At 60.6% G+C, this 25,527-nt stretch carries 26 protein-coding genes and 3 pseudogenes; 21 read left to right on the top strand and 8 right to left on the bottom strand.

All coding sequences use genetic code 11. The features are described 5' to 3' along the window. Positions 1 to 26: 26 nt before the first annotated feature. The 14 genes from BF95_RS05030 to BF95_RS04970 all read left to right on the top strand — a co-directional run bounded on the left by BF95_RS05030 (position 27) and on the right by BF95_RS04970 (position 10,454). A complete protein-coding gene (locus BF95_RS05030) occupies positions 27 to 1,022 on the top strand; it encodes an isopenicillin N synthase family dioxygenase (RefSeq protein ID WP_043149783.1) in 996 nt (331 codons plus the stop codon). 235 nt (positions 1,023 to 1,257) lie between these two features. Continuing rightward, positions 1,258 to 2,370: an S-(hydroxymethyl)glutathione dehydrogenase/class III alcohol dehydrogenase gene (locus BF95_RS05025; RefSeq protein ID WP_043149782.1), complete on the top strand. Its 1,113-nt coding sequence runs from the start codon at positions 1,258 to 1,260 to the stop codon at positions 2,368 to 2,370. A 48-nt stretch (positions 2,371 to 2,418) separates the two neighbouring features. Next, positions 2,419 to 2,832: a DUF3830 family protein gene (locus BF95_RS05020; RefSeq protein WP_043149781.1), complete on the top strand. Its 414-nt coding sequence runs from the start codon at positions 2,419 to 2,421 to the stop codon at positions 2,830 to 2,832. Next, entirely contained in the window at positions 2,832 to 4,094 is a 1,263-nt protein-coding gene (locus BF95_RS05015) for an allantoate amidohydrolase (RefSeq protein ID WP_043149779.1), read from the top strand. Before BF95_RS05020 ends, BF95_RS05015 begins: the two co-directional genes overlap by 1 nt. Then, entirely contained in the window at positions 4,091 to 4,975 is an 885-nt protein-coding gene (puuE, locus tag BF95_RS05010; protein WP_043149777.1) for an allantoinase PuuE, read from the top strand. The genes BF95_RS05015 and puuE overlap by 4 nt, the downstream gene beginning before the upstream one ends. After that, positions 4,972 to 5,460 (top strand): 2-oxo-4-hydroxy-4-carboxy-5-ureidoimidazoline decarboxylase, encoded by a 489-nt coding sequence (gene uraD, locus BF95_RS05005; protein WP_043149776.1) that lies wholly within the window; start codon positions 4,972 to 4,974, stop codon positions 5,458 to 5,460. The genes puuE and uraD overlap by 4 nt, the downstream gene beginning before the upstream one ends. Beyond that, a complete protein-coding gene (locus tag BF95_RS05000) occupies positions 5,457 to 6,863 on the top strand; it encodes an FAD/NAD(P)-binding protein (RefSeq protein ID WP_043149775.1) in 1,407 nt (468 codons plus the stop codon). The genes uraD and BF95_RS05000 overlap by 4 nt, the downstream gene beginning before the upstream one ends. After that, on the top strand, positions 6,860 to 7,195 hold the full coding sequence (gene uraH / locus BF95_RS26110; RefSeq protein ID WP_081764040.1) for a hydroxyisourate hydrolase: 336 nt from the start codon (positions 6,860 to 6,862) through the stop codon (positions 7,193 to 7,195). The genes BF95_RS05000 and uraH overlap by 4 nt, the downstream gene beginning before the upstream one ends. Positions 7,196 to 7,204: 9 nt before the next feature. Beyond that, the gene (locus BF95_RS04990) at positions 7,205 to 7,447 is read left to right on the top strand and encodes a hypothetical protein (protein WP_051519851.1); all 243 of its coding nucleotides are present in this window, start codon (positions 7,205 to 7,207) and stop codon (positions 7,445 to 7,447) included. After that, positions 7,440 to 8,282: an S-formylglutathione hydrolase gene (gene fghA, locus BF95_RS04985; protein WP_043149773.1), complete on the top strand. Its 843-nt coding sequence runs from the start codon at positions 7,440 to 7,442 to the stop codon at positions 8,280 to 8,282. Before BF95_RS04990 ends, fghA begins: the two co-directional genes overlap by 8 nt. 27 nt (positions 8,283 to 8,309) lie before the next feature. Beyond that, positions 8,310 to 8,720 carry a ketosteroid isomerase-related protein gene (locus BF95_RS04980; RefSeq protein WP_043149772.1) on the top strand — a complete coding sequence of 137 codons (411 nt, stop codon included), beginning with the start codon at positions 8,310 to 8,312 and terminating at the stop codon, positions 8,718 to 8,720. Positions 8,721 to 8,722: 2 nt separating this feature from the next. Beyond that, positions 8,723 to 9,340: a GNAT family N-acetyltransferase gene (locus BF95_RS04975; protein WP_443018332.1), complete on the top strand. Its 618-nt coding sequence runs from the start codon at positions 8,723 to 8,725 to the stop codon at positions 9,338 to 9,340. Further along, positions 9,337 to 9,477, top strand: a complete 141-nt coding sequence (locus BF95_RS27845; RefSeq protein WP_161774221.1) for a hypothetical protein — start codon at positions 9,337 to 9,339, stop codon at positions 9,475 to 9,477. Before BF95_RS04975 ends, BF95_RS27845 begins: the two co-directional genes overlap by 4 nt. A gap of 317 nt (positions 9,478 to 9,794) precedes the next feature. Further along, positions 9,795 to 10,454: a hypothetical protein gene (locus BF95_RS04970; RefSeq protein WP_043149770.1), complete on the top strand. Its 660-nt coding sequence runs from the start codon at positions 9,795 to 9,797 to the stop codon at positions 10,452 to 10,454. 219 nt (positions 10,455 to 10,673) lie between these two features. Here the strand turns inward: BF95_RS04970 and BF95_RS04965 are convergent, their stop codons facing one another. From BF95_RS04965 to BF95_RS04950, 3 genes and pseudogenes are all read right to left on the bottom strand, one after another. Continuing rightward, entirely contained in the window at positions 10,674 to 11,324 is a 651-nt protein-coding gene (locus tag BF95_RS04965) for a hypothetical protein (protein WP_043149768.1), read from the bottom strand. 99 nt (positions 11,325 to 11,423) lie between these two features. Continuing rightward, a protein-coding gene (locus BF95_RS04960) for an IS3 family transposase (RefSeq protein WP_152542569.1) occupies positions 11,424 to 12,595 on the bottom strand; the annotation gives its coding sequence in 2 pieces (ribosomal slippage) (positions 11,424 to 12,331 and positions 12,331 to 12,595; 1,173 coding nt in all). Positions 12,596 to 12,908: 313 nt separating this feature from the next. Next, positions 12,909 to 13,532 (bottom strand): annotated as a pseudogene (locus BF95_RS04950) (Tn3 family transposase); the annotation flags it as partial. A 193-nt stretch (positions 13,533 to 13,725) separates the two neighbouring features. On the opposite strand from BF95_RS04950, the pseudogene BF95_RS04945 reads away from it, so the two are divergent. From BF95_RS04945 to BF95_RS04920, 5 genes and pseudogenes are all read left to right on the top strand, one after another. Then, positions 13,726 to 13,880, top strand: a pseudogene (locus tag BF95_RS04945) (recombinase family protein); the annotation flags it as partial. Positions 13,881 to 13,943: 63 nt separating this feature from the next. Then, positions 13,944 to 15,097, top strand: a protein-coding gene (locus tag BF95_RS28730) for an IS3 family transposase (RefSeq protein ID WP_235209564.1) whose coding sequence is annotated in 2 segments (ribosomal slippage) — positions 13,944 to 14,202 and positions 14,202 to 15,097 — 1,155 coding nt in all. Because the reading frame shifts where the segments join, the coding sequence is not laid out codon by codon here. Then, positions 15,048 to 15,557 carry a recombinase family protein gene (locus BF95_RS04930; protein ID WP_025290585.1) on the top strand — a complete coding sequence of 170 codons (510 nt, stop codon included), beginning with the start codon at positions 15,048 to 15,050 and terminating at the stop codon, positions 15,555 to 15,557. Before BF95_RS28730 ends, BF95_RS04930 begins: the two co-directional genes overlap by 50 nt. A 4-nt stretch (positions 15,558 to 15,561) precedes the next feature. Further along, positions 15,562 to 16,293 (top strand): annotated as a pseudogene (locus BF95_RS26105) (DUF4158 domain-containing protein); the annotation flags it as partial. A gap of 359 nt (positions 16,294 to 16,652) precedes the next feature. Then, positions 16,653 to 16,847: a hypothetical protein gene (locus tag BF95_RS04920; protein WP_152542565.1), complete on the top strand. Its 195-nt coding sequence runs from the start codon at positions 16,653 to 16,655 to the stop codon at positions 16,845 to 16,847. Positions 16,848 to 16,906: 59 nt separating this feature from the next. Here the strand turns inward: BF95_RS04920 and BF95_RS04915 are convergent, their stop codons facing one another. The 5 genes from BF95_RS04915 to BF95_RS04895 form a co-directional block, all read right to left on the bottom strand. Further along, positions 16,907 to 17,377: a MerR family transcriptional regulator gene (locus BF95_RS04915; protein WP_017503287.1), complete on the bottom strand. Its 471-nt coding sequence runs from the start codon at positions 17,375 to 17,377 to the stop codon at positions 16,907 to 16,909. Positions 17,378 to 17,458: 81 nt separating this feature from the next. Next, the gene (locus BF95_RS04910; protein ID WP_443018331.1) at positions 17,459 to 19,135 is read right to left on the bottom strand and encodes a long-chain-fatty-acid--CoA ligase; all 1,677 of its coding nucleotides are present in this window, start codon (positions 19,133 to 19,135) and stop codon (positions 17,459 to 17,461) included. Then, entirely contained in the window at positions 19,135 to 20,442 is a 1,308-nt protein-coding gene (locus tag BF95_RS04905) for an OmpP1/FadL family transporter (protein ID WP_043149761.1), read from the bottom strand. Before BF95_RS04905 ends, BF95_RS04910 begins: the two co-directional genes overlap by 1 nt. Before the next feature lie 32 nt (positions 20,443 to 20,474). Next, positions 20,475 to 20,879, bottom strand: a complete 405-nt coding sequence (locus tag BF95_RS04900) for a DUF2147 domain-containing protein (protein ID WP_026109759.1) — start codon at positions 20,877 to 20,879, stop codon at positions 20,475 to 20,477. 211 nt (positions 20,880 to 21,090) lie between these two features. Further along, a complete protein-coding gene (locus BF95_RS04895) occupies positions 21,091 to 21,735 on the bottom strand; it encodes a DUF3422 family protein (RefSeq protein ID WP_004206967.1) in 645 nt (214 codons plus the stop codon). Positions 21,736 to 22,017: 282 nt separating this feature from the next. On the opposite strand from BF95_RS04895, the gene BF95_RS04885 reads away from it, so the two are divergent. Both BF95_RS04885 and BF95_RS04880 read left to right on the top strand, forming a co-directional pair. Continuing rightward, entirely contained in the window at positions 22,018 to 23,154 is a 1,137-nt protein-coding gene (locus tag BF95_RS04885; protein WP_004206969.1) for a thiolase family protein, read from the top strand. After that, complete coding sequence (locus BF95_RS04880; protein WP_043149760.1) at positions 23,151 to 25,502, top strand: 3-hydroxyacyl-CoA dehydrogenase/enoyl-CoA hydratase family protein; 2,352 nt, start codon at positions 23,151 to 23,153, stop codon at positions 25,500 to 25,502. Before BF95_RS04885 ends, BF95_RS04880 begins: the two co-directional genes overlap by 4 nt. Positions 25,503 to 25,527 lie beyond the last annotated feature (25 nt).

Here is a 25,527-nt window from a genome sequence, read left to right as displayed (position 1 = left end):
CAGCTTCTAAGTTTACGGAGAGAGCCATGCATGTCTACACCCCTCCTTCAACTGCTAAGACCATCCCTGTCATTGACCTCAAGGGCAGCTTTTCCGAACTGCTCGAGGATCGGAAGGCCGTGGCATGGGAGGTCCATAAGGCCGCGCGGGACACGGGGTTCTTCTATATCAAGAACCACGGTGTCTCCACCGACGTCATGGATGGGCAGCTCGATGTCGCCCGCCAGTTCTTTGCTCTTTCGCAGAGCGAGAAGCTGCAGATCGACGCGCGCAATTCTGAATGTATGCGCGGCTACGAGGCGATGGCTATTCAAGTCCTTGACGATGGATCGCAGCCGGACCTGAAGGAAGGCTTTATGGCAGGCCGAGATCTGGGACCTGGACATCCCTATGTCGTTAACAAAGTCCCATATCACGGGCCTAATCAGTGGCTCGCCGACAAAAAATGGCTGCGCCATTCAACTGAGCGATACATTGAGACGATGCGTGCGCTCGGCACCCACCTCGCCGGAATTCTGGCATTGTCGCTCGATCTGCCCGAAGCCTACTTCGGAAAAGGCTGTGACGAGCCGATGGTGACGACCCGCTTACTCCACTACCCGCCACAGATGGGCGTCGGCGAAGGTAATCAACTTGGTGCGGGCGCGCACACAGATTGGGGCCTCCTAACCATTCTGATGCAGGACGATGTTGGCGGTTTGGAGGTGCAGAACGCCGATGGAGACTGGGTCAACGCACCCCCGATACCCGACACATTCGTCATAAATCTCGGTGATATGGTGCCCGTGCTCACCAACGGCCTTTATCATTCCAATATGCACAGAGTTTTCAATAGGTCGCCGGAGAAGCACAGATACTCTGTGCCCACATTTTTCGATCTGGACTATTTCTATCGGATCAAGGCAGTCCCTACCTTGAAATCTGCTGAAAATAGTGTCGAAGTTACGGTCGGGGAACATATCGCCAATATGTATCGCAAGACTTACGCGCTCGAGAGCAGGGCATTAGCGACCGTTCAGTAATCACTCAAAGATCCAGACCCCCACGCGGTTATGCTTAGCATCTGCGGGGGCCGCTAGAACATTGTCGGACAAAGGTTGTCCACTTGAATTTTAAAACGCGGTCTCTCACCGTTTGGTGTCCTCATTTCGAGAACGGAGGATGCGAAAATCTGCGCTAGATTAGACCGCATGGTAGTGCGAATGACTGAGCCATCAAAAACCTTTCTATGCATTGTCATCAAATCGGAGAGCTTGAATGAAGACCCGCGCCGCTGTCGCGTTTGAGGCGAAGAAGCCGCTTGAGATTGTCGAAATCGATCTGGAAGGACCGAAGGCGGGCGAAGTGCTGATTGAGATTATGGCGACCGGGATTTGTCATACCGACGCCTACACGCTGGACGGCTTCGACAGCGAGGGCATCTTCCCCTCCATCCTGGGACATGAGGGCGCGGGCATCGTGCGCGAGATCGGTTCCGGAGTAACGGCGGTGAAGCCCGGCGACCATGTTATCCCGCTTTACACGCCCGAATGTCGCCAGTGCAAAAGCTGCCTTAGCGGCAAGACCAACCTATGCACCGCTATCCGTGCGACGCAAGGGAAGGGCCTTATGCCCGACGGCACGACCCGCTTCAGTTACAAGGGTCAGCCGCTCTTCCACTATATGGGCTGCTCTACCTTCTCGAATTTCACCGTGCTACCCGAGATCGCGGTGGCTAAGATCCGTGAGGACGCACCATTCAAGACAAGCTGTTACATCGGCTGCGGCGTTACCACTGGCGTTGGCGCGGTCCTGAACACTGCTAAGGTGCAAGTCGGTGACAATGTCGTCATCTTTGGCCTCGGCGGAATCGGGCTCAACGTGCTGCAGGGCGCGCGTATGGCGGGTGCCAACAAGATCATCGGCGTCGATATTAATCCTGATCGGGAGGAATGGGGCCGCCGTTTCGGCATGACACACTTCCTCAACAGCAAGGGCATGAGCCGCGAGGATGTCGTGGGGAAAATCGTCGAGCTGACCGATGGCGGAGCGGACTACACATTCGACGCGACAGGCAACACAGAAGTGATGCGCACGGCGCTAGAGGCCTGCCACCGCGGGTGGGGCACAAGCATCATCATCGGTGTTGCCGAGGCCGGCAAGGAAATTAGTACCCGCCCCTTCCAGCTCGTCACGGGCCGTAACTGGCGTGGCACCGCCTTCGGCGGAGCCAAGGGCCGCACAGACGTGCCGAAGATCGTCGATATGTACATGACCGGCAAGATCGAAATCGATCCGATGATAACCCACGTCATGGGTCTGGAGGATATTAATAAAGGATTTGACCTGATGCACGCCGGAGAAAGTATCCGCAGCGTGGTTGTATTCTGACGATCTCAGCCGACACTCTCTAACGATAAATTTATCCGGATTTCCATTATGACCATGCTTTCCATCACCGCGGGCCCTTTTTCCTTTCGTGCACGTCTCGAGGAAGAACTAGCGCCAGCGACCTGCGCAGCGTTTAAAGCGCTCCTCCCCTATGAGGAGCGGGTGATTCATGTCCGCTGGAGCGGCGAAGGCGTTTGGATCCCCATGGGCGACCAGGAATTTGCCCTGCCATGGGAGAACACGACCCGCCACCCAGCCCCAGGCGAATTCATCTTCTATCCTAAGGGCGTAAGCGAGACCGAGATTCTGCTGGCCTATGGCGGTGTCGCGTTCGGCAGCAAGGCTGGTCCACTCGCGGGAAACCATTTCCTCACCATCGTCGAGGGTAACGAGAATCTCCGCGCGCTGGGCAGAATGACACTGTGGGAAGGTGCGCAGTCGATCCGTTTCGGTCTCGAGTGATGTCGCAGGCAACCTTCACGTCTGCACAGACGATCTCTGCCGGCGGCGCGCGCGCGGTCGAGCGCTGCCGATCGCTGACCCGCCCGCCGTTCAGCGAGGAGCAGGACGCTCTCACCCGGCCCTATCTGACCCCTGCGCATCAGACGACCTGTGCGCGCCTCGCCGACTGGATGGAGGAGGCGGGGATGGAGGTGCGCACCGACCCCGCCGGCAACCTTATCGGACGTTATAAGGGCACCAGTGACGCTCCGCTGTTGCTGATCGGCAGTCATATCGACAGCGTTCGCGATGGGGGCGCGTTCGACGGTCCGCTCGGCATCATGCTTGGTATCGAATGCATCGCCGCCCTGGCCGCCAAGGGGCGCCGCCTGCCCTTCGCTATCGACGTCGCTGCTTTTGGGGATGAGGAGGGATCGCGCTTTCCCGCCTCTATGCTAACAAGCCGCGCCGTCGCCGGCACGCTCGATCCCGCCGCACTGGCGATCACCGACGGGGACGGCGTGACGCTCGATGCGGCGCTCGCCAGCGTTGGCCTTGCGACCACCGCTTTCGCCGCCGCGGCTTATGCGCCGGGCAGCGTCGCTGCCTATCTGGAGGCGCATATCGAGCAGGGCCCGTTGCTGGAGGCAGAGGGGTTAGCGCTGGGCGTCGTCACCGCCATTGCCGGGCAGCGGCGGATCACCGTCAACGTCACCGGCGTGCCGGGCCATGCCGGCACTAACGCTATGCACCTGCGCCGCGACGCGCTGACTGCCGCAGCCGAAGCCATTCTCGCGATTGAGAGCGTGGCACGGGCGGGCAAGTCCGATCTCGTCGCCACGGTCGGCCGAATGACCGTAATGCCAGGCGCGACCAATGTTGTGCCGGGCCGGGTGGACTTCACCGTCGATGTGCGGTCGGGCAGCGATGCGGAGCGGGATGCCGCCACGGGAGAGATTCTCGCCGCGCTGCACGCTATCGCCACGTCGCGCGGCGTCACGGTTGTCGCCGAGGAGACCCAGATGCTCGCCGCCAGTCCGTGCGATCCGGCGCTGATCGACCGCCTTGCTGCCGCCGTAGCCGCGACCGGGCAGGAACCCCGGTGCCTCGTCAGCGGAGCAGGCCATGACGCGATGGTGATGGCCGCCCTCGCTCCGACCGCGATGCTGTTCATCCGCTGCACTGGCGGCATCAGCCACAATCCGGCGGAAGATGTGATCGAAGCCGATGTGGAACAGGCTCTGGCCGCCATGCTGACTTTCATCGAGGGGCTCGCGGCATGACCCGCGACTTAGTCGGCTATGGCGCCACCCTGCCCGATGCGCAATGGCCCGGCGGTGCGCGTGTCGCGGTGCAGTTCGTAATCAACTATGAGGAAGGGGCGGAGCGCAGCGTTGACAATGGCGACGGCGAATCCGAAGCCTTCCTTTCGGAGATGGTCGGCGCGGCGAGCCAGACCGGCGCGCGGGCGATGGCGATCGAAAGCCTCTATGAATATGGCAGCCGCGCGGGCTTCTGGCGGCTGTACCGGTTATTCACCCAAGCAGGCGCGCCCGTGACGGTGTTCGGCGTGGCCAGGGCGCTGGCCACCAACCCCGAGGCAGTTGCCGCGATGCAGGCAGCCGGGTGGGAGATCGCCAGCCACGGCCTTCGCTGGATCGACTATCAAAATATCCCTGAGGCGACCGAGCGTGCCCATATCGCCGAAGCCATCGAACTCCACACTCAAGTGATCGGCGAGCGTCCGTTAGGCTGGTATCAGGGACGTACTAGCCCCAACACCGCTCGGCTGATCGTGGAGGAAGGGGGCTTTGTCTATGATGCGGACAGCTATGCCGACGACCTGCCCTATTATGACCGTAGCCATGGGAAGGCGCAGTTGATCGTGCCCTATACGTTGGACGTCAACGACATGAAGATGGTCGCCTATAATGGGTTTACGGAAGGCGAGCAGTTCTTTCGCTACCTGCGTGATACATTTGAGATGCTCCGCACGGAGGGCGGCCGCATGATGTCGGTCGGCCTGCACGGGCGCATCGCGGGCAAGCCGGCGCGCGCACTGGCGGTGGCGCGGTTCGTCGATCATGTGATTGCGAGCGGTGATGCGTGGGTCGCGCGGCGGATCGACATCGCGCGGCACTGGTTGGCGGCACATCCGGCATGAGCGACGCGGCCCTCTCCAACGCCAAATTCGTCGAAAAATTCGGCTTTCTGTTCGAACACAGCCCTTGGGTGGTGAAACGCGCCGCTGCGCGTCGGCCCTTTGCGGACCTCCACGCTGGACTGATGAAGGTGGTGGCAGGGGCAAGCGAAGCAGAGCAACTTTCCCTCATCCGCTCGCACCCCGAACTGGCGGGCAAGGCGGCCATCGACGGAACGCTCACCGCCGAGTCCACGGCCGAGCAGGCGTCGGTCGGGCTCGACCGGCTGACACCGGCAGAATATACGCGCTTCAACACCCTAAATGCCGCCTATCGCAATCGGTTCGATTTCCCCTTCATCGTCTGCGTCCGGCTGACCGACAAAGCCGGCATCCTCGCCGCGATGGAGAGCCGTCTCGCGAACGACCGCAAGACCGAACTGGCGGCCGCGATCTTCGAGATTGGAAAGATAGTGAAACTGCGTCTTCAGGAGGTGCGGGAAGCATGACCCTCAAAAAACTCGAACGACAGGTCAACTGGGATCTTGCTGCGCTGTGCTATGGCGGCGCGACATGGGTACGGCCTCGCCGATCGGAGGACGGCCATGTTCACGATGTCGTCATTGTCGGCGGCGGCCAGAGCGGTCTTGGCGCCGCATTTGGCCTCCTGCGCGAACGTGTCGACAATATCTTAGTCCTGGACGAAAATCCGGCTGGTCAGGAAGGCCCATGGGAAACCTATGCGCGGATGATCACGTTGCGCACGCCCAAGCATATCACGTCCATCGACCTTGGCTTGCCATCACTCACATTTCGGGCCTGGTACGAAACGCAGCATGGCGCTGAAGGATGGGCAGCGCTCGACAAAATTCCGCGTGGTGTCTGGATGGACTATCTGCGTTGGTATCGCCGGGTATTGAAGCTGCCTGTGGAAAACAATACCCGGCTAGAGCGGATTGGGCGGACAGGAACCGGCCTCTACAGCCTCGTCACCAACCACAGGACCTACTTGGCGCGCAAGGTGATCCTTGCGACGGGCATTCAGGGCGGCGGTAACTGGCATGTTCCGAACATGATCGAGAAAGCTTTGTCGCCTGATTTGTACGCTCACACCTCCGGCCCTGTTGATTTTTCTAGGTTGGTCGGAAAACGGATCGGAATACTGGGGGCTGGCGCATCTGCATTCGACAACGCCCAGTATGGCTTGAAGGAAGGTGTGGCCGAAACGCATGTCTATATGCGGCGCTCCGTCTTCCAGCGCGTAAACCCAATACGCCATATGGAGGCGACCGGAATCACAGGTCGCTATGTCGGTTTGTCGGATGCGGACAAATATCGCTTCATGCTGAGCTTCTTCGCGCGCAACCAACCGCCAACCAACGATACATTTGACCGGGCAATGGCCCTTCCCGGCTTCCACCTGCATGTCGGGGCACCTTGGCTCGGGGTCGAGCAGACAGCAGACGACAAGGTAATTGTCACCACGCCCCAAGGCGTCGAAGAATTCGACTTCATTCTGCTTTCGACCGGTCTTGTCACTGACCCGGCGCTCCGTCCGGAGCTGAGCGCGTTCGCGGGCGACATACTTCGCTGGCGCGATTGCTACAATGCGCCAAATGATTTGAGGAATGCCGTAATCGACGATCATCCGTATCTCGGGCCCGGCTTCCAGTATCTGGGCCGCACTCCAGAAGCCACTGAGAAGTTAAGCGGGATTTTTGCGTTCAACTATAGCGGCCTGGTCAGCCTTGGCCTGTCGGCCTCCGCCCTTTCCGGTTTGAAGTACGCGCTGCCCCGTCTTGTGGACGGCGTCGCACGCGATCTCTTCGAGGAAGATGCGCTCTCATTGCTCGCTGAACACCTCGCTTATGACGAGGAAGAGTTCACCGGTGCCAGGGAGATTGCTTTGTGAGCACATTGTCGACGCACGTACTTGATACGGCTGCAGGCTGCCCGGCCAAAGGGATGCGCTTATCTCTTTCGAATGGTGACGGCGGACTGATCTTTGAGGGTGAGACAAATGCCGATGGACGCTGCCCTGAGATGCCCAAACATTTGAAGCCAGGCCCCTATCGTCTCGACTTCCAGGTTGCCGACTATTTCCGCACGCGGGGAGTCTCCCTGCCCAAGCCCCCCTTCCTCGACCTTGTGCCAATCGCTTTCGGCGTCGCGGACGAAGGCGGCCACTATCATGTGCCCCTGCTCGTATCACCCTTCGCCTACTCGACATATCGAGGCAGCTGAGTGAACGATATGGCGATGACCTTGCTGCCACCGGGCACTGTCAGTCGACGCCACATGGCAATCCTCGATGGTGCCATCGTGGCGCGTATGTCCGCACTTCTCCCCGCTCAGACGGAGCGTTGCGTGATGCAGACCTTTGGGATCAGCGTCAATACGTGGGTGAAGGTGAAGCAAGGCCAGCCAATAAGGCCATCCGTCGCCAACCGATTGATTGAACGTCTGCAGTCCAAATGGAGCGAAAATCATGTTTGATAAAGTGGCGTCCTACCGTACCCACGATGGTGTTCAGGGAGTTTATCGTCACGCGTCGATCGCGACCGGAACCGACATGACCTTCTCCGTCTTCTTGCCGGACGCCGCCAGGACAAAGCCGCTGCCGGTCGTCTGGTACCTCTCTGGCCTGACCTGCACCCAAGCGAACGTCACCGAAAAAGGTGAGTTTCGTCGGGCATGTTCTGAACTCGGCCTAATCTTTGTGGCGCCGGACACGAGCCCTAGGGGCGAAGGCGTGCCGGACGATCCAGCTGCTGCCTTTGATTTTGGCCTGGGCGCCGGCTTTTACGTCGATGCGACCGAAGAGCCATTCCAGGCAACCTACCGGATGTGGAGCTACGTCACCGAAGAACTGCCATCCCTCGTCGCGCAGCATTTCCCCGCCGACATGACACGCCAGTCAATCATGGGGCACTCCATGGGCGGACATGGCGCACTGACGATTGGCCTCAGTTGTCCCGAGCGCTACAAGGCGGTGTCGGCCTTTTCTCCAATAGTCGCGCCAAGCCAGGTTCCGTGGGGACAAAAGGCTCTCGGCGGCTATCTAGGCACCGAAGGACCCGCGTGGCGCAGGCATGACGCCGTTGCGCTGATAGAGGACGGCGCCCGGGTGCCGGACCTACTCGTCGACCAGGGCGGCGACGATGAATTCCTGGAGAAGCAACTGCGGCCAGATTTGCTCCGCGCCGCCTGCGACGCGGTCGGCATCAATCTCACGCTCAACTTCCGCGCGGGATATGATCACAGCTATTATTTCATATCATCCTTCATGGCGGAGCAGCTTGGCTGGCATGCCGAGCGGCTTTACCGCTGACCCCTACAATCGGCCAGGAACGAACGTATGACCGACGACCCAAAGCAGCTCATCAAGCGCTATTATGACGTTTTTAACCGGCAAGATACCGAAGGCTTGCTTTCGCTCCTCGGCAGCGAAGTCATTCACCAGCCGAGCCAAGGGACCACGCGCATGGGCATCTCAGCATTTCGTGAATTTCTTGTGCATATGAACCGATCCTATCGTGAGACAGTCATCGACCCGGTCATCATGGTTTCTTCGGACGGAAGCAGAGCAGCGGTAGAATTCATGCTGGAGGGCCAATATCTCGTCACCGACGATGGCCTGCCCGAAGCAAAGGGACAAACCTACTCTCTCCGCGTCGGCGCGTTCTTCGAAATTGTGGCCGGCAAAATCGTCCGAGTGAGCAATCACTATAATCTTGCGGACTGGATCCGTCAGGTCGAAGCAGGCTGAGCATGGCATCCGACAACAGGGCAACCGCGGATCTCGCAAACATGGTGGTAGTTGAACCCGCTTTGCGCGACCCCGCAACGCTGCGAATGCTCGCCATCCTACGCATGACGGTGTTTCGCAACTGGCCTTATCTCTATGACGGCAGCATGGCCTATGAAATGGAGTATCTGTCTGCGTTTCTTGGAGACCCCGCCGCCGTAATGATCGTTGCGCGCGTGTCGGACATCGTCATCGGGCTGGCCACTGCCTCCCCATTGAGCGGACAACCGCGCTCAATATCGGAGCCGCTCGTAGAAGCCGGCTTCGACACCGCAAGCACCTTCTATTTCGGAGAATCGGTCCTGCTACCGCAGTTCAGGGGCAAGGGCATTGGTCATTCATTCTTTGACCATCGCGAGGCAGCGGCTCGATCAGCGGGAGCTTCCTCTGCGGCCTTCTGTGTGGTCGTGCGCGAAGACGAACATCCATCTCGGCCATCCGACCCGCGCGATTTGAGAATGTTCTGGCGCAAGCGCGGCTACACGCCCATCGAGGGTGCGACGACCACCATTGACTGGAAGGACCGCAACGCCGCCGCCAGCTCGCCGCACCCAATGCAAGTCTGGGCGAAACGCCTTTGAAGAAGTCGGTCAGGATCCCAGCTGCGCAATATCCCATCAAGCTGATGGGCACTTTCGACGCCTGGGTGAACAAGATCACTCACTGGGTCGAGGACGCCGCCCGAATGCAGGCGGAGCTTCTGGCCTATTCGGAATAGCCTGCGATGGAAGGCCTGGATAAATCTGACGGAAGCGGCAGATCTACGGGCATCCTCAATTTCGTCATGGCGACGGGACGCGAGTATAACGCTGTGCATCGCGACCTCGCTCGCCGTTTCGATCTCGTGATTTTGGCCGGCAGCAGACCGTTCCTATGTGACGACGACAAGGTAGTGAACCGCAGACTCTGTGACTGCACCGAGGTGTCATGTGTAACACACGGATCCGCGCGGACATTTGCGGATCTATGGTCGCGGGGAAGCGATTGGGTGATACTCAGTTGCTGGAGTGACGTTGTCCATTCTATGAACTCGCCATGTCGAAGCGTCACACCCATCTCGCAATATATGAGAAAGCCTATGGCGCCCTCACCCGTCCATCAGACCCTCGCCTCGAAACATTGAAGGTCGATATCGTGGCTGGGCGGTATGCGCTGCACAGCACCGCCCTTCCCAACGAACTCGACGAAATTGCAGGCGAACGGGGATGGGGACTACAGGTCATGGAGGAACTGCTCCTAGGAGGGTTTCTTGAGTATGGTCCTCACGCTAACCGCTTTACGCGGCGCGACCGCGTGAAGGTCGAGGAGCAGCTCGACAGCCTCGCCGCGATGGAGTCAGTGTGCCTTATTAGAATGACATATACAGATCTGAAACACGTCCGGGAGTCGATCTGGCGGCATCAGGAGGCTGTTCAGATTTCGCTGCAATCGGCCGACAAAGTTGATTTTGCCATCGCGGCGCAACGCCTGCTTTTGACTATCGTCGCCGCGATCGCGCGTGAAAATTTGCTCCAGCGATACACCATACTCGGCTTGCCAACCTTGGCTTATGCTTGGGCACGAGAACTATCTGATGTTCCTGGACAAGTAATAGCTGAAGCTTATGATCGGTTCTCGACAAGCTTTTCAAACCAGGATTATGTTGCTGCAGCGTTAGATATTGCGGCCTTACGGCGGCTACGCCAGCACGCTTAATTACCTGACGGACATACGCTAGCGGTGGGTAGTGCGGGTCAGAATTTCACTCGTCTCATTGGGAAGCGCAAAGGAGGTCTGGCAATGGCTGTGGCCGCCGTAGTTGGGCCGACAAGGGATCGACCAAAGCCTGTGACGTGCGCCCAGACCTGCCGAAACGCGGGACATATCCCGACAGATTAGGCTCTAGTGTCCAGGTCGCATCAAGCCTTTGAGAGGTTAGGCTGCCTGCCTGCCGGCGCGCCAGAACATCAGAAACCAGAGGACGCAAGCCAGTCCAAAATCCATAGGATATTGCCCTGGCCGCGAGGCGGTCTTCCGCCACCAAGGCTGTCTCGAATTGCTGCATTGCATGTTCGCACGCCTGGTGCCTTCCACCGCAATCCAAGATAATCTCAGAAGACATTGCGGCACGATGCTGCTCACCAGCTCGGTAAAGGACCGTCGCCCCCGCGCTTCAAGCACCACATGGATCCACTCAACGCAGGTCAGATAATGCGCCTCTGAGACGGGGTCCAGATCATCCAGACTGGTCCGCAAGATGCGAAGTTTTTGCAGACGCGCAGGATTGTCACCAACGATGCGATTCCCCGCAATCTCCATGAAAACCGCCATCTGTGAAAGGTATTCATCGAAGCGCTCACTCGTCCAGAGGGACCCACGATAAGGGCGTAGGTTGCTCTCCAGATAGCCATCGGCCGCGAGCGCCCAAAGTACGTGCATGGCAGCCGTGCTGGTGCAACCAAACTCGGCCTGCACGTCGGTCGCAGCTACCACGTCGCCTTCGTTAAGTTGCCCCGACAAAGCCCTGAGACGCAACGTCCCATAGGCTCTGTCGCGATCTGTTTCCTTCGCCTTACCCGATACCACCGCGATTCCCCGAAAATGAAGCTCTGATGGCCCCACTTCTGAGGTGGTGCCGCCTTCTTGGACAGTTTGGCGGCGAAGTTAAGCTAATCCCAGGTGTGATTATGCCGCCAGTTTGGTCACCAGATAATGGGGGGCATGCCCCCCATTATCTGAAGCGTCGATCTGCCCATAGGCCTCTGCCGGGGTTCGCCCTGCCAGTCCCGAGTGCGGTCGCTGCGTGTTGTAATAGGTGATCCAGCGGCCAAGGCCAGTGCGCAACTCCGATCCGGTCTCGAAGGCGTGCAGATAGACGCATTCATATTTGAGGGAGCGCCACAGGCGCTCGATGAAGACGTTATCCATCCAGCGCCCGCGTCCGTCCATGCTGATCCGCACCTCGGCATCCCGCAGCACACTGGTGAAGGCGAAGCCGGTGAACTGGCTGCCCTGATCTGTGTTGAAGATTTCCGGCTTGCCGAAGCGCGACAGCGCTTCCTCCAATGCCGCGACACAGAAGCCGGCATCCATCGTGTTCGAAAGCCGCCAGGCCAGCACCTTCCGGGTAGCCCAGTCCATGATCGCCACCAGATAGAGGAAGCCACGCCGCATCGGGATGTAGGTTATATCTGCGCACCAGACCTGGTTCGGCCGATCGATCACCAGCTTGCGCAGCAGATAGGGATAGACCCGGTGCTGAGGGTTCGGGTCGCTCGTCCGAGGCCGCTGGTAAATGGGCGATAGCCCCATCCTGCCCATCAGCCGCCGCACACGCCGACGCCCAACATCATGCCCGATACGGCGCAGATGGCGGGCCATCTGACGGCTGCCATACCAGGGCATGTCGAGGAACGCGGTATCGATCACCTGCATCAGCGCCAGCGTCTCCCCGGTCTCGGGCACAGGCGCATAATAGAAAGACGACCTGCTTATCGACAGCAGGCGGCACTGGGCAGAAATCGATAGATCGTCGTGAGCAGGATCGATCATCGATCGCCTCCGTGTCACGCTCATCGACCGGAGGCTTTGGCTAAAAAATCCCGCTCCACGACCAACTGCCCGATCTTGGCATGCAGCTTGTCCAGATCAGCCTCTGTGGCGGCTTTGGCCAGGTCCCCAGCCCCAGAGAACGTCGCAGACATGCCCTCGACCGCTTGCCGCTTCCATGCCGCGATCATTGTGTGATGGATGCCATGCTTGGCCCCCAGCTCCGCCAGCGTCAGATCACCACGGATCGCCTCCAGCGCAACCTTCGCCTTGAACTCCGCCGAATACCGTTTTCTCGTCGTCTTCATCCCGTCCATTCCTCAGGTCGGGATTAGCTTAACACCCTGTCCGAATTTCCGGCACCACCTCACTTCCTCGCAATAGGCCCAATCAGCCTGCGGGTAAATTGCCGCCCCATTGAGCCGGATCTGACGACCATTGTGGGGTTCTCGTGACGGCGGTGCAAAAAGTGCCGCTAAGCAAGTTATTGAAACATAGTGATAAAAGCCGCAAGAAAATTGTAACTCATTGATATTGTTGGGCAGCGAGGTTTCTCGACCTTCAGCCTGCGGTGTGTAGGCTCTTTCCGGGGGCCGGTGAGAGAATGTTCGAAAACGTACGCTAAGCATCCCGACCGTTCCGATGGAGGCGGAGCGGCCTGAACCGCTCGCGGGGCTTGTCCATCTCGCTCCACAGATAGTCGCCAGTGAGGCCGATATGCTCCCAGCCCAATGGCGCGACATGGGCAAGCAGTTCGTCCAGCACCTCGACACCGCTGGCGCGCAAATGCCGGACGGCGCGGTCGAGATAGACGGTGTTCCAGAGCGTGACGGCCGCGGTGAGCAGGGTCAGGCCAGAGGCACGATGGCGCTGGTTCTCGAAGGTGCGGTCGCGCAGTTCGCCGAGGCGGTTGAAGAAGATGGCGCGGGCGAGCGCGTTGCGGGCCTCACCCTTGTTGAGGATGCTGCCGGTGCGACGCCGCTGTTCGGGATCGTCGAACCAGTCGAGCATGAACAGTGTGCGCTCAATCCGCCCGATCTCACGCAGCGCGCGGGCGACGGGGTTTTGACGCGGGAAACCCGCCAGCTTGCGCAGCATGACCGAGGCACTGACGGTGCCGGCGCGGATCGAGGCGGCGAGCCGCAGCGTCTCGTCCCAATCCTCTTCGATCGCGCGCACGTTGACCGGGCCCGCGACAAGTTGGCGCAGCGTCGGCCAAGGATCGAGCGACGACAGGCTATACAGGGGTCAGTACATAGAACGGACCCAGATATACGCTAAGCGCCGTCAGCCCTGCGCGAGCGTCCGAAAACACATGTTTTCCGACAGGGTAGCATCGCAACCAGGCTACGCCTCGACAACCATGGTTGATTTTGCACGACAAACCCTGTCGCTTTGATCTAGTGCGCGACAACATCAATTTCAGGGTTTGTCGCACATGCTCATCGGGTACATGCGTGTCTCATCGGTCGATGACCGTCAGTCGGTTGACCTTCAACGCGATGCCCTCCTCGCCGCAGGTGTCGATGAGCGCCATCTCTATTCCGACAAGGCATCGGGCGCCGGGATGATCGTCCCGGCCTGAAGGCTTGTGACCTGCCCCCCGAAGGATCCCTCATTCTGATGTAGAGTCTGCCCACGAGAAGGAGCAGACGCATGAGGAAGAGCCGTTTTACCGAGGCGCAGATCATCGGGATGATCAAGGAACAGGAGGCCGGACTTCCGACGGTGGAGGTTTGCCGCAAGCACGGCCTGAGCACGGCGACCTTTTACAAGCTGAAGGCGAAGTACGGTGGCATGGAGGTATCGGACGCCCACCGGTTGCGGCAGTTGGAGGACGAAAACGGCAAGCTGAAGCGGCTCCTGGCCGACAGCATGCTGGACAACGCGATCCTGAAGGACCTGCTGGGAAAAGGCTGACGACGCCGGGCCAGCGGCGCGACGTGGCGCTCGGCGTGATGCGGGACTACCAGGTCTCACAGCGTCGGGCCTGCGTGCTGATTGGCGTCGATCCCAAGACGGTCAGGCGCGAACGCCCGCCGGACCACGGAGCGATCCGCGAAGCCATGCGGGAGATCGCAGGGCAGCGCCGTCGGTTCGGCTATCGCCGGATCGGCGTCATGCTGGAGCGCAAGGGCATGAGCATGAACCACAAGAAGCTCTACCGGCTATATCGGGAAGAAGGCTTGTCTATACGCCGACGACGCGGCCGCAAGCGCGCCCGAGGCAGCCGGACGCCGGTGCCGGGAGCACTTCGTCCTGGTGACCGCTGGTCGATGGACTTTGTCGCCGATACGTTTGGTGCGTCGCGCAAGTTCAGGATTCTGGCGATCAACGATGATTGCTGCCGGGAGAACCTGTGCTTGGCCGCGGACACCAGCATCTCGGGAGCTCGGGTGGCGCGCGAACTGGATGCGCTGGTTCGCCTGCACGGGAAACCTGCTTGCATTGTCAGTGACAATGGCACTGAATTTACGAGCCGGGCGATCCTGCAATGGGCCAGCCAGAACAAGGTCGAGTGGCATTACATCGATCCCGGTAAGCCCCAGCAGAACGGCTTCATCGAGAGCTTCAACGGCTCATTGCGCGATGAGCTGCTCAACGAGGAGCTGTTCGACAGCTTGGCTGACGCCCGCCGGAAGCTGGCCATCTGGCGCTACGACTACAACCATGTTCGCCCCCACTCATCGTTGGGAAATCGAACGCCTGCACAAGCGCGTCGGACGTTCGTGCAGGACGATAGCATCACGCCCGGCGCGCTTGTGCAGGCGAGCATACCGGAATATTCAACCGCAAGACTCTCGTTATGATCGAGGGACCGCCGGGGGGCAGGTCACTTGCCTCGAATTCCTGAAGGCCGGCGACACCTTGGTCGTTTGGAAACTCGACCGTCTCGGGCGATCATTGACCAATCTTCTGGCGATCATAACCGATCTGAAAAATCGAGGTGTGGCCTTCCGATCGCTAACGGAGCAGATGGACACAAGCACGCCCCATGGTGAATTGCTGTTTTCGCTCTTCGGCGCGCTCGCCCAATATGAACGCGCGCTCACGCGTGAGCGGGTGATGGCAGGCTTGGTCGCAGCTCGACGACGGGGCCGGCGCGGGGGCCGGCCGCCCAGCATTGACGCGGAAACGATCGAGCAGATCACGGCAGCCCTCGATGCCGGCGCAAGCAAGGCGTCGGTGTGCCGATCATTCAAGGTGCCGCGATCGACCCTCATCGGCACGCTCGATCGCATTGGCTGGACGGGACCGGTCAAGGCCTGACCCGATGCCCCGCCGCTCTGTTCTGACCGAGGCGCAACACGCCGAGTTGTTCGCCTTGCCGGAGAGCGAGCCAGATCTGGTGCGATACTGGACGCTCAGTTCCGCAGATCTGCGCGTCTTCACGAGCCGGAGGCGTCCCCACAACCGCCTCGGTTTTGCGCTGCAGCTCTGCGCCTTGCGATATCCTGGCCGATTGCTGAAACCCGGCGAATTCATCCCTGATGCTCCTCTCAGGTTCGTCGGGGATCAGCTCGGCGTCGAGCCGGACGCGCTTGCCGATTATGCCACGCGTGGTCCCACCCGGTATGAGCAACTCGATACGCTGCGCGAGGTATTCGGTTTCCGGCAATTGAGCCGTCCGATCCATGCAGAACTGCAGGCTTGGCTCTTGCCGATCGCACTGACCATGACCGGTGGAATCGATCTCGCGCGGATCCTGATGGAAGAATTCCGCCGCCGGCAGATAATCGTGCCCGGTATCACGTCCCTGGAACGCATGGTGAGCAAAGCTCTGTTAGATGCCGAGCGGAACGTGGGCAACCTGCTGACGGGAAGTCTGACTTCAGTGCAATGCGGCCTGCTGGACTCGCTGCTGCTGCAGCACAATGCAGGCCGCATCAGCATTCTTGCCTGGATCCGCCAACCACCCGGTAGACCGGGACGACGTGCCTTCGCGGAAATTCTCGAGCGATTGTCCACATTGCGGGCAATCGGCTTGGAGCCTGTCCTGCTCATCGCCTGGTTGATGCCGATCGTGACGCTGGGCCTGGCGCTGCTGCTCCTCGGGATCGTCATCGCGCTGGGCCGCACCGCCTGGCCACGCTGGTTCGCAGCGCTGGCCAATCCCGTCTCGCTGGTCGCGATCGGCATGCTGATCGCGCGCATCCTGCCCGAGCCGGCGCACACCTGGCTTGACGGCGCCGCGTTCAACCTCGGCTGGCTCGTTGTCTATGCCGTCTCGACGGCGCTGCTCTGGAATGGTGGCCGTTCGCCGGTCGCATCACGGGACGAAGCAGCATGACCGAAGCTGCGACAGCGACAGGCGACGAACAAGTGGGGGAGGAAGCATCAGGCGCTTTCAGCATGAAGCCACTGATGTTCGAGACCTTCGTCTGCTCGATGGCGATGATGTCGTTCGTGGCGCTCGCGGGCCCCATCGCGCGCGTGCTTGGCCTCGAGCCATGGCAGGTCGGCGGGGCGATGACCGCGTCGGGCATCGCCTGGATGATCATGGCGCGGTTCTGGGGCGGCCTTAGCGATCGGCGCGGCGCTCGTCGCTTGACGGCTTGATTGGATCGGGGGCGCCGCGATCAAGCGTTACCGCTCGGTTAGAGAATGGGATGACCAAATTATCGCTGCAACTTTGCCATCGCTTCCACTTCGATGGTTGTAAGCTCGTCGATTGTCAGGTCGAGCGCAGAGCGCTGCGTCTTCAAGTCGACCAACCTTTCCCGGATGCGGGCAATCAATCGCTCCATTTGCTCCTTATGCTCGGGATCGGCATCGTAGAGATCGAGAAACTCCTTGATTTCCTTGATGGAGAAGCCAAGGCGTTTGCCGCGCAAAATCAGCTGTATGCGTCCGATCTCACGCCTGGAATATGCCCGGGTACTGCCTACCCGTTGAGGGGCGATAAGCCCCTCCTTTTCGTAGAAGCGTAGCGTGCGAAGTGTCAGTCCGAGTTCCTGAGCGACATCCTGGATGCCGTACACTTGTAAATCCGCATCCTTTGCGCGGGTTCTCCCCTTGTGCGTGGGGTTGTCGCGATCCGCGTCCTTAAGCGTTTCATCGTCCTCGGCGAGGTGGAGCGAGTTCCCCATGCCATCCACTCCCTGTCCTCCAATCACGGCTACCCTACCACTCAAGCGCATAAGCCTCGTAGCTTGACAGGGGATAGAGGCTCAGGCGAGCTTTTTGTTCTCCTCCTCGATCAAATCCTTCTTCGAAAGTTTGCCGATCAACGTCTTGGGCAGGCTGTCCCGGAATGCGAAGGCCTTGGGCATCTCGATCTTGCTGAGGCGATCCTGCAAAAAGACCTTGAGTTCATCGACGGTCAGGTTCGATCCCTCGTGCAGCGCGATGAACAACTTGGGAGATTGACCTCTGTAGGCGTCAGGAATCGCGATTGCGATCGCCTCCTTTACCGCCGGGTGCTGGTAGGCCGCATCCTCGATGATCCGGGGATATACATTATATCCGCCACAGAAGATGATGTCCTTGATGCGGTCGACGAGGAAGAGATAGCCATCCTCATCAAAATAGCCGATATCGCCGGTTCGTAGCGCGCCATCGACGAAGACAGCACTGGTTTCTGCAGGGCGCTGCCAATAGCCCTTCATCACCTGAGGGCCGCGGGCGCACACTTCTCCGCGTTCTCCCTGGGGAAGAACCCGCGAGGGATTCTCCGGATCTCGGATCTCGATGATGGTGCCGGGGAAACTTGGGCCGCAGCTATTGTCCTTCACCGTCCCAAACAACGGGTTGCAGGCGATGATCGGGGCGGTTTCGGAGAGCCCATATCCTTCCACGACCCTGGCACGCGTGCGTGCCTCGAACTCCTCGCGTACCTCGAGCGGGAGCGGTGCGCCGCCGGATATACAGGCGCGCACGGCCGAGAGATCGGGTATCTCGTCGTCCGGAAGCGCGTTCAGGGCAACATAGATCGTAGGCACGCCGAAGAACTGTGTCGGCGGCTTGCGCTTCATCGTGTTGAGAACCTGCTTCATCTCAAACCGTGGCAGCAGGACGATTTCGGCGCCGATTTCGACTGAGAAGTTGAGCACCGTCGTGAGTGCGAAGACGTGAAACATGGGCAGGACGCCGAGAGTTCTCTCCTGCTGCGGGCGAAGTCCTCCCACATGCACCACCATCTGGGCGCTGTTCGCCGTGAGGTTGGCGTGGGTCAGCATTGCGCCCTTGGGCACGCCGGTTGTGCCTCCGGTATATTGAAGGACCGCGACATCATCAGGGTGACGTTCTACCGCGTCAGGTTCGGCATCATGGGCGAGAAGCGCCTTGAGCCGGACATGAAGGCCTTCGTCGAGTATCCGCGCGTGGTCTTTTCGCTTGAATAGCGCAAAGCCCAGGCCTTGCAGCCAGGGCAGCATATCCCTCATGCCGCACAACACGATCTTGTCCAGCCCGGCACGTGGCGCGACGGCTTGCACTTTCTCGTGGATTATCCGGACGTCCGGTACCGCCATCATGCGCGTTCCCGAGTCCCGGATCTGATGCTCCAGTTCGCGCTCCGTGTAGAGCGGGTTGAAGTTGACCACGATCGCACCCACGCGCAGCGCCGCGAAGTACAATATCGCGAAATAGGGGCAGTTCGGCAGGCACAGGCCGAACCGATCGCCCTTGCGCAGCCCCTGATCCTGCAATCCACGTGCTGCACGGCGAACGAGTTGCCCCACCTGCGCATAAGTCCAGGTTCGCCCGAGAAAGTCGATGGCGACGCGTTCGGGATAAAGGTTCAACGCATTGTCGAGGAGGTCGGTCAGGAGCCGTGGCGGAATTGCCGGTTCCGGTATCGACGGGAAGCCGCTGATGGCGGGCTGGGGCATGGCGATCTCCAGCATCAGAAGTGGAAACGTCCGCCGAGCGACAGCACGACGGCGTGCGCGTCCTCGAGCTTGCCGTCCATCAGGATCGGCGTCTGCACGGCCGTGCCGGCATAGGCCGCTGTCGTGCGATCAATAGTCGTATCCTTGAACGTAATATACGCTGCGCCCGCATCGAGCGTGAACCGGGAAGACACGGCATAGCTTGTGCCGGCAGCGAAATTCCAACGGTTGCTGTCAGGCACTCGAGCGTCCCGATTGCCGTTGCGCGTCGGGGTCTGGGCGTGTTGAACGCCGGCACGAACGGTCCAGGCTGGTGTGACCGCGTAATCGATGCCGCCTGCGAAGCTCCAAGTGTCCCGGTAATTTTCCGGGATTGAAACGTTGAGCGGCGCGCCGAGCCGGATAGCGTCGAATTTCGACCAACCCATGCGGGTCACCTGACCGTTGAGGGTGACCTTGGGCGACACCGCCACGCGCGCTCCGAAGATCGCCTGCCAGGGGGTCTCGAACGTGGCGTTTGCATTCACTACGCTGTTTTGCCCGGCGAGCGGACCAAGAAGACCGGTCGTCGTCACCGAACCGTCGAGATTATGCTTCACGCTCGACTTGTAGCTGGCGCCCAGTTGCATGGGGCCGGCGCGATATTGCAGCCCGGCCGACCAGCCAAGATCCCAACCATTGCCTTTCAGCTCCTGGTGGCCGTCGGCGAGAAGAGGCGATAGGTTCGGCAGATAGTTGGACAATGATGCGTCGGCATATTCGATATTAAGCGCGGCGCCGATGCTGAGATTTGGCGTAACGAGGTAGGCGATCGATGACTGGATGTCGTATGTTCGCAGCTTGGTCTTGTCGGCGCTATACCGTGCCCAGCTGTCGGCATCATAATTGGTTGTGAAGCTATAAGGGGAGGCGACGGTCAGCCCCAAAGCGAGCCGTGATGTCAGGCCGACGGCTATCGCGCCGGAGGGTAGTACGCCATTATTGATCGGATCACGAGAGCGTTGGCTCCCGCCTACAGCCGCAGCCGACTGCCCGGGACGGACAATGAGCGTGTTGACATTGTCAACCGACCCTTTGGGAAGGATTACGCTTACGGCCTGGTGGGCATCGACTCCTTCCATGCCTGCGATCGCAGCCGGATTCCACCAGAGGGACTGTACGCCCTGGTCGGCGACCTCGCCCGAAAAGGCTCGTCCGGCACCTCTGGACGATTGTTCCTGAAGGTAAAAGGCCTGCGCGCTCGCGGCTTGCGGCGCGAGCAATCCAGCCGCCACGGCCGATGTTGCGATCCCAACTTTCCAATTTTTGCCTGCCACGCCCATCTCCCCTTTCGTGATTGTCAAATTCCTCGTGCTTATCGGAGGCGCGTCCATGTCTGCGTCTTGCACAGGGGCCAGACGATGCAGCCCTTGAGGCGCAAATGATCCCGATCGGCTAACGTGACCGTCGCGCTGTATGTACCGCCATCCTCAGCGTTGTAGATGGAACCACCCGACCAACTGCCCGACTTCCACGTAAAACCCTGCAGAATCTGCAATCCACGAAGCGGACGACCGCGCAACGCAGCGGTCTTGTTCTTTTCGTCACGTAGTTCGGGGTTGGCTTTGATCCCGTCGGAACTGATCAAGGCACCGCAGATCGATTGCCCGCAGCGGGTGATTTCCACGACGCCATGACGGCTCTCGGTTTGCCAGCGACCGACAACGGTGTCGGCGGGCAATGCAGTGCTCGAAGCCAGTAGTGTCAGAATGATCGACATTGTTCCTCTCCGCGCGCCTTCAGGCGACCGTCTGTTTCACGTCTGGAGCCAATATGCGGCAAATCAGCGTCCCATAACCATCTCGATGACGTATAGGTAAGTCAATAGCTCAATGCGTCATCAAAATGCCTATTAGGTTGTGTGCGAATTGGAGGGGTCAGGCGCTGCTGGCCCCGTCGTCAGGGTTCGGGCGTGTTCGTGTGTGACGCCGTCAAGCTATTGATCTGTGCGTGCCTTCAAGCAAGGAAAGATTGCGATAATTGCCCAGTTCCTGAATGCGCTGGATGGAACGCGACACTTCGCCGTCAGCCGCCCCGTTCGCGGCAACGACCAGGCGCCCGTAGCCGCCGGCGTGAATGCGAAAGTCGCTCCAGATCCGGACGCTATCCCCGATGATGCAGGAGACGAGATGGCCCGGATGGAAGTCGGCCCGATCGACAACCGGCTCGGCGTAGCTATCGTTCGCCACAACGACGATGTGGGTTGCGCGGATGACCAGGCCCGGCAGCGTTTCCATCCACTGCAAGGTATCACTGAAGGGGCCGACGTCGGGAGCAGACCAGAACTGCGCGTCCGCGCTGACCGAGGTTGACGTTAGCGTCGTGGTGACCGCTTCACTGTGCCTTTCCCAGGCCAGCCGCCCGTTGGCGGACCACTCCGTTTCCAGGTGGCGCAGGTTGCGATCGAGTCCAGAGGCACATCGCTGCTCCAGGATCAGCCATTCCTTCTCCCGGTCATTCTCATCGACCAGGCGAACCGTCTGAAATGCCATGGCGGGCAATTCGAGTGCAGGAAAACGGCGCAGATGCATTTCGCCGACGATCTGACGCCGGAGGGGATGCTCAGAAAATCGCATGTGTGCGCCTTCGAAAACAGGTGCAGTGGCGCTTGGGGAGAGGCGCAGCCGTCGATAAGACGGGCGCGAGCATCATCGCCGGGATGAGAGTGCGCGGTTTTTCACTGGCGAGCATCCGTACGTTCCTCGGCCAAGACCTCCGATATCAAGCCTCCCGGGAACCGGTGCATGACGATTCCCTCGACGGCGTGAGAAGAGTGCCAAAGATTTTAGTTGACGTAAACGTCATTTCACGCACCATTAGGTAATCAGATGTCCGATTCCCTGGAGAGGCTATCATCGATGCGTAATGTGGTTGTTGCGGGCTATGCCCGGTCCCCCTTTCACCTGGCAGGCAAGGGCGCGCTGGCGCGCGTCCGCCCTGACGATCTGGCCGCTCAGGTCATTCGCGGACTGATTCAGCAGACCGGCGTGAAGGCCGAAGATATCGAGGATATCGTGCTGGGCTGCGCTTTTCCTGAAGGCGAGCAGGGCTTCAACATCGCGCGCCTTATCGGTCTTCTCGCCGACCTGCCGCTCTCTGTCGGCGGCATGACCGTTAATCGCTTCTGCGGATCGTCGATGAGCTCGGTCCACATCGCTGCGGGCCAGATTCAGCTTGGCGCCGGCGAGGCCTTCATCTGCGCGGGCGTGGAGTCGATGAGCCGCGTGCCGATGATGGGGTTCAATCCGCTGCCGAACCCCGAGCTCGCGAAGAAGAGCGCCGCCTATATGGGCATGGGCGACACGGCGGAGAATGTCGCGACCAAATATCAGATCACCCGTGCCCAGCAGGAAGCCTTTGCGGTCGCCAGTCAGGACAAGGCGGCCGCGGCTATCGCGGCCGGCAAGCTCGAGGCCGAGATCGTGCCGATCACGACCAAGGCGGGCGTGGTCGACAAGGATGGCACGCCGCGTGCCGGCACGACGACGGAAACCCTCGCCGGGCTGAAGCCGGCCTTCAGCCAGGACGGCACGGTAACGGCGGGAACGTCCTCGCCGCTGACCGATGGCGCAAGCGCAATCCTGGTCACGAGCGAGGATTATGCGCGCGCGCATGGACTGCCGATCCTTGCCCGCATCAAGTCGGTTGCTGTCTCTGGCTGCCAGCCGGAGATCATGGGCATCGGACCGGTCGAGGCCTCGCGCAAGGCGCTGCAGCGGGCGGGGCTCAGTGTGGACCAGCTTGACGTTGTCGAGCTCAACGAAGCCTTTGCGAGCCAGTCACTGGCCTGCATCAGCGACCTGGGGCTTGACCAGTCGAAGGTCAATCTGGACGGCGGCGCCATCGCGATAGGCCACCCTCTGGGGGCGACCGGTGCGCGGATCGTGGGCAAGGCCGCGGCTCTGCTGAAGCGCGAAGGCGGCAGCTATGCGCTTGCCACCCAGTGCATCGGCGGCGGTCAGGGCATCGCCACCGTGCTGGAGGCGGCGGAATGAGCGAGCAGGCCATCAAGCCAGTCGGCGCCCCGCCGGAAACCATCAAAAAGGTCTGCGTGATCGGCGCAGGCGTCATGGGCGCCGGCATCGCAGCGCAGGTCGCCAATGCCGGCGTGCCGGTGCTGCTGCTCGATATCGTGCCCAAGGAGGGCGGCGATCGTGACGCCGTGGCGAAGGGTGCGGTCGCGAAGATGCTGAAGACCGATCCGGCGCCCTTCATGTCGAAGGCTGCGGCGAAGCTCGTTGAAACGGGCAATATCGACGACCATCTCGAGCGGGTGGCCGAATGCGACTGGATCGTCGAGGCGATCGTCGAACGGCTCGACATCAAGCAGGCGCTCTACGCCAAGCTCGAGCAGCTCAAGCGTCCGGGCACGGCGGTATCGTCCAATACCTCGACGATTCCGCTTGGCCATCTGGTCGAGGGGCGGGACGATCAGTTCAAACAGGACTTCCTGATCACCCATTTCTTCAATCCGCCGCGCTACATGCGGCTCATCGAAATCGTGACCGGCCCCGACACTGATACGGCTGTGGCGAGGCGCGTCTCGGATTTCGTCGATCGAAAGCTCGGCAAGCGCATCGTGCCGGCGCGGGACACGCCGGGCTTCATCGCCAATCGCATCGGTACCTACTGGCTGGCCGTCGCGATCAATGCCGCGATGGACCAGGGGCTGACGGTGGAGGAAGCCGACCAGATCGGCGGAAAGCCGATGGGCGTGCCCAAGACCGGCATTTTCGGCCTTGTCGATCTCGTTGGCGTCGACCTCATGCCGCTGCTCACGAAGAGCCTGTCCTCGACGCTGCCGGCAGGTGACGCCTATTTCGACACGGTGAGGCCGATGCCGCTCGTCGACAGGATGATCGCGGAAGGCTTTACCGGGCGGAAGGGCAAGGGCGGTTTCTACGCGTTCGACAAGGCGACGAAGACCAAGAAAGCGCTCGATCTCGCGACCGGCGAATATCGCGTATCGGTGAAGCCGGCTTCCTTGCCGGGCCGGGCCGAGAAGGACCTGGCAGCATTGGTTGCTGCGCCCGGCAAGGTCGGCGCCTATGCCTGGGAAATTCTCGGCAAGGTTCTTTCCTATGCCGCGAGTCTGGTCGGTGAATCTGCGGACAACATCGTCGGCATCGATGACGCGATGAAGCTCGGCTACAACTGGAAGTTCGGGCCGTTCGAACTGATCGATCGCCTCGGGCCGGGCAAGCTCGCCGAACGGCTGGCCGCCGAGGGGCGGGATGTTCCCGCGATCCTCAAGGTAGCCGGAGATCGGCCTTTCTACCGGGTGCAGGACGGCCGTCGGCAATATCTCGATGCCGCCGGCGACTATCATGATGTCGTGCGGCCCGAGGGCGTGCTGCTGCTGGAAGACATCAAGCTCCATAGCCAGCCGATCCTCAAAAATGGTTCGGCGGCACTCTGGGATGTCGGCGACGGCGTTGCCTGCCTTGAGTTCACCGGCAAGATGAACGCGCTCGACGGCGATGTGATGAAGCTGATCGGTCAGGCGATCCCGGTCGTGCAGGACAAGTTCAAGGCGCTCGTCGTCTATAATGAGGGCAGCAATTTCTCCGCCGGCGCCAATCTCGGTCTTGCTCTGTTCGCACTGAACATCGCGGCATGGGGCGAGATCGAAAAGCTCGTCGCGGGCGGGCAGCAGGCCTACAAGGCGCTCAAATATGCGCTGTTCCCGGTCGTGAGCGCTCCGGCCGGCATGGCATTGGGCGGCGGTTGCGAGATCCTGCTCAACAGTGATGCCGTGCAGGCCCATGCCGAAAGCTATGTGGGTCTGGTCGAGTGCGGCGTGGGTCTGATCCCTGGCTGGGGCGGATGCGGTGAAATGATCGATCGCTGGCGCTCCAGTCCCGGCATGCCCAAGGGGCCGATGCCGGCCGTAGCCAAGGTCTTCGAGACGGTATCGACAGCCACTGTGGCAAAGTCGGCCGCCGAGGCGAAGGAGCATGGCTTCCTGCGTCCCTCGGACGGCATTACGATGAACCGGGACCGTCTGCTGGCGGACGCCAAGGCGAAGGCACTGGAACTGGCCGACGGTTACAAACCGCCTGTGGCTCCGGAATTCCGCTTGCCTGGCGCGGGAGGCAAGTCCGCTCTTTCGATGGCTGTCGAAGGCTTCCAGGCCCGTGGCCTCGCCACATCTTACGATGGTGTCGTATCCGGCGCGCTCGCCGACGTCCTGACGGGCGGCGAGAAGGATCTCATCGACATCGTGACCGAAGAGGATCTGCTGGCGCTCGAGCGCAAGGCCTTCATGCAACTGGTGCGCGACCCGCGGACCCAGGCGCGCGTCGAGCAGATGCTCGTCACCGGCAAGCCGCTGCGTAACTGATTGGCGGCCGGCGGCCGGATGGCCG

It is taken from the genome of Sphingobium sp. Ant17 (assembly GCF_000588875.1).
Classification (GTDB): Bacteria; Pseudomonadota; Alphaproteobacteria; order Sphingomonadales; family Sphingomonadaceae; genus Sphingobium.
The sequence above is the reverse complement of the archived record's forward strand: the minus strand, read 5'-3'. Positions and strand labels throughout refer to the sequence as shown.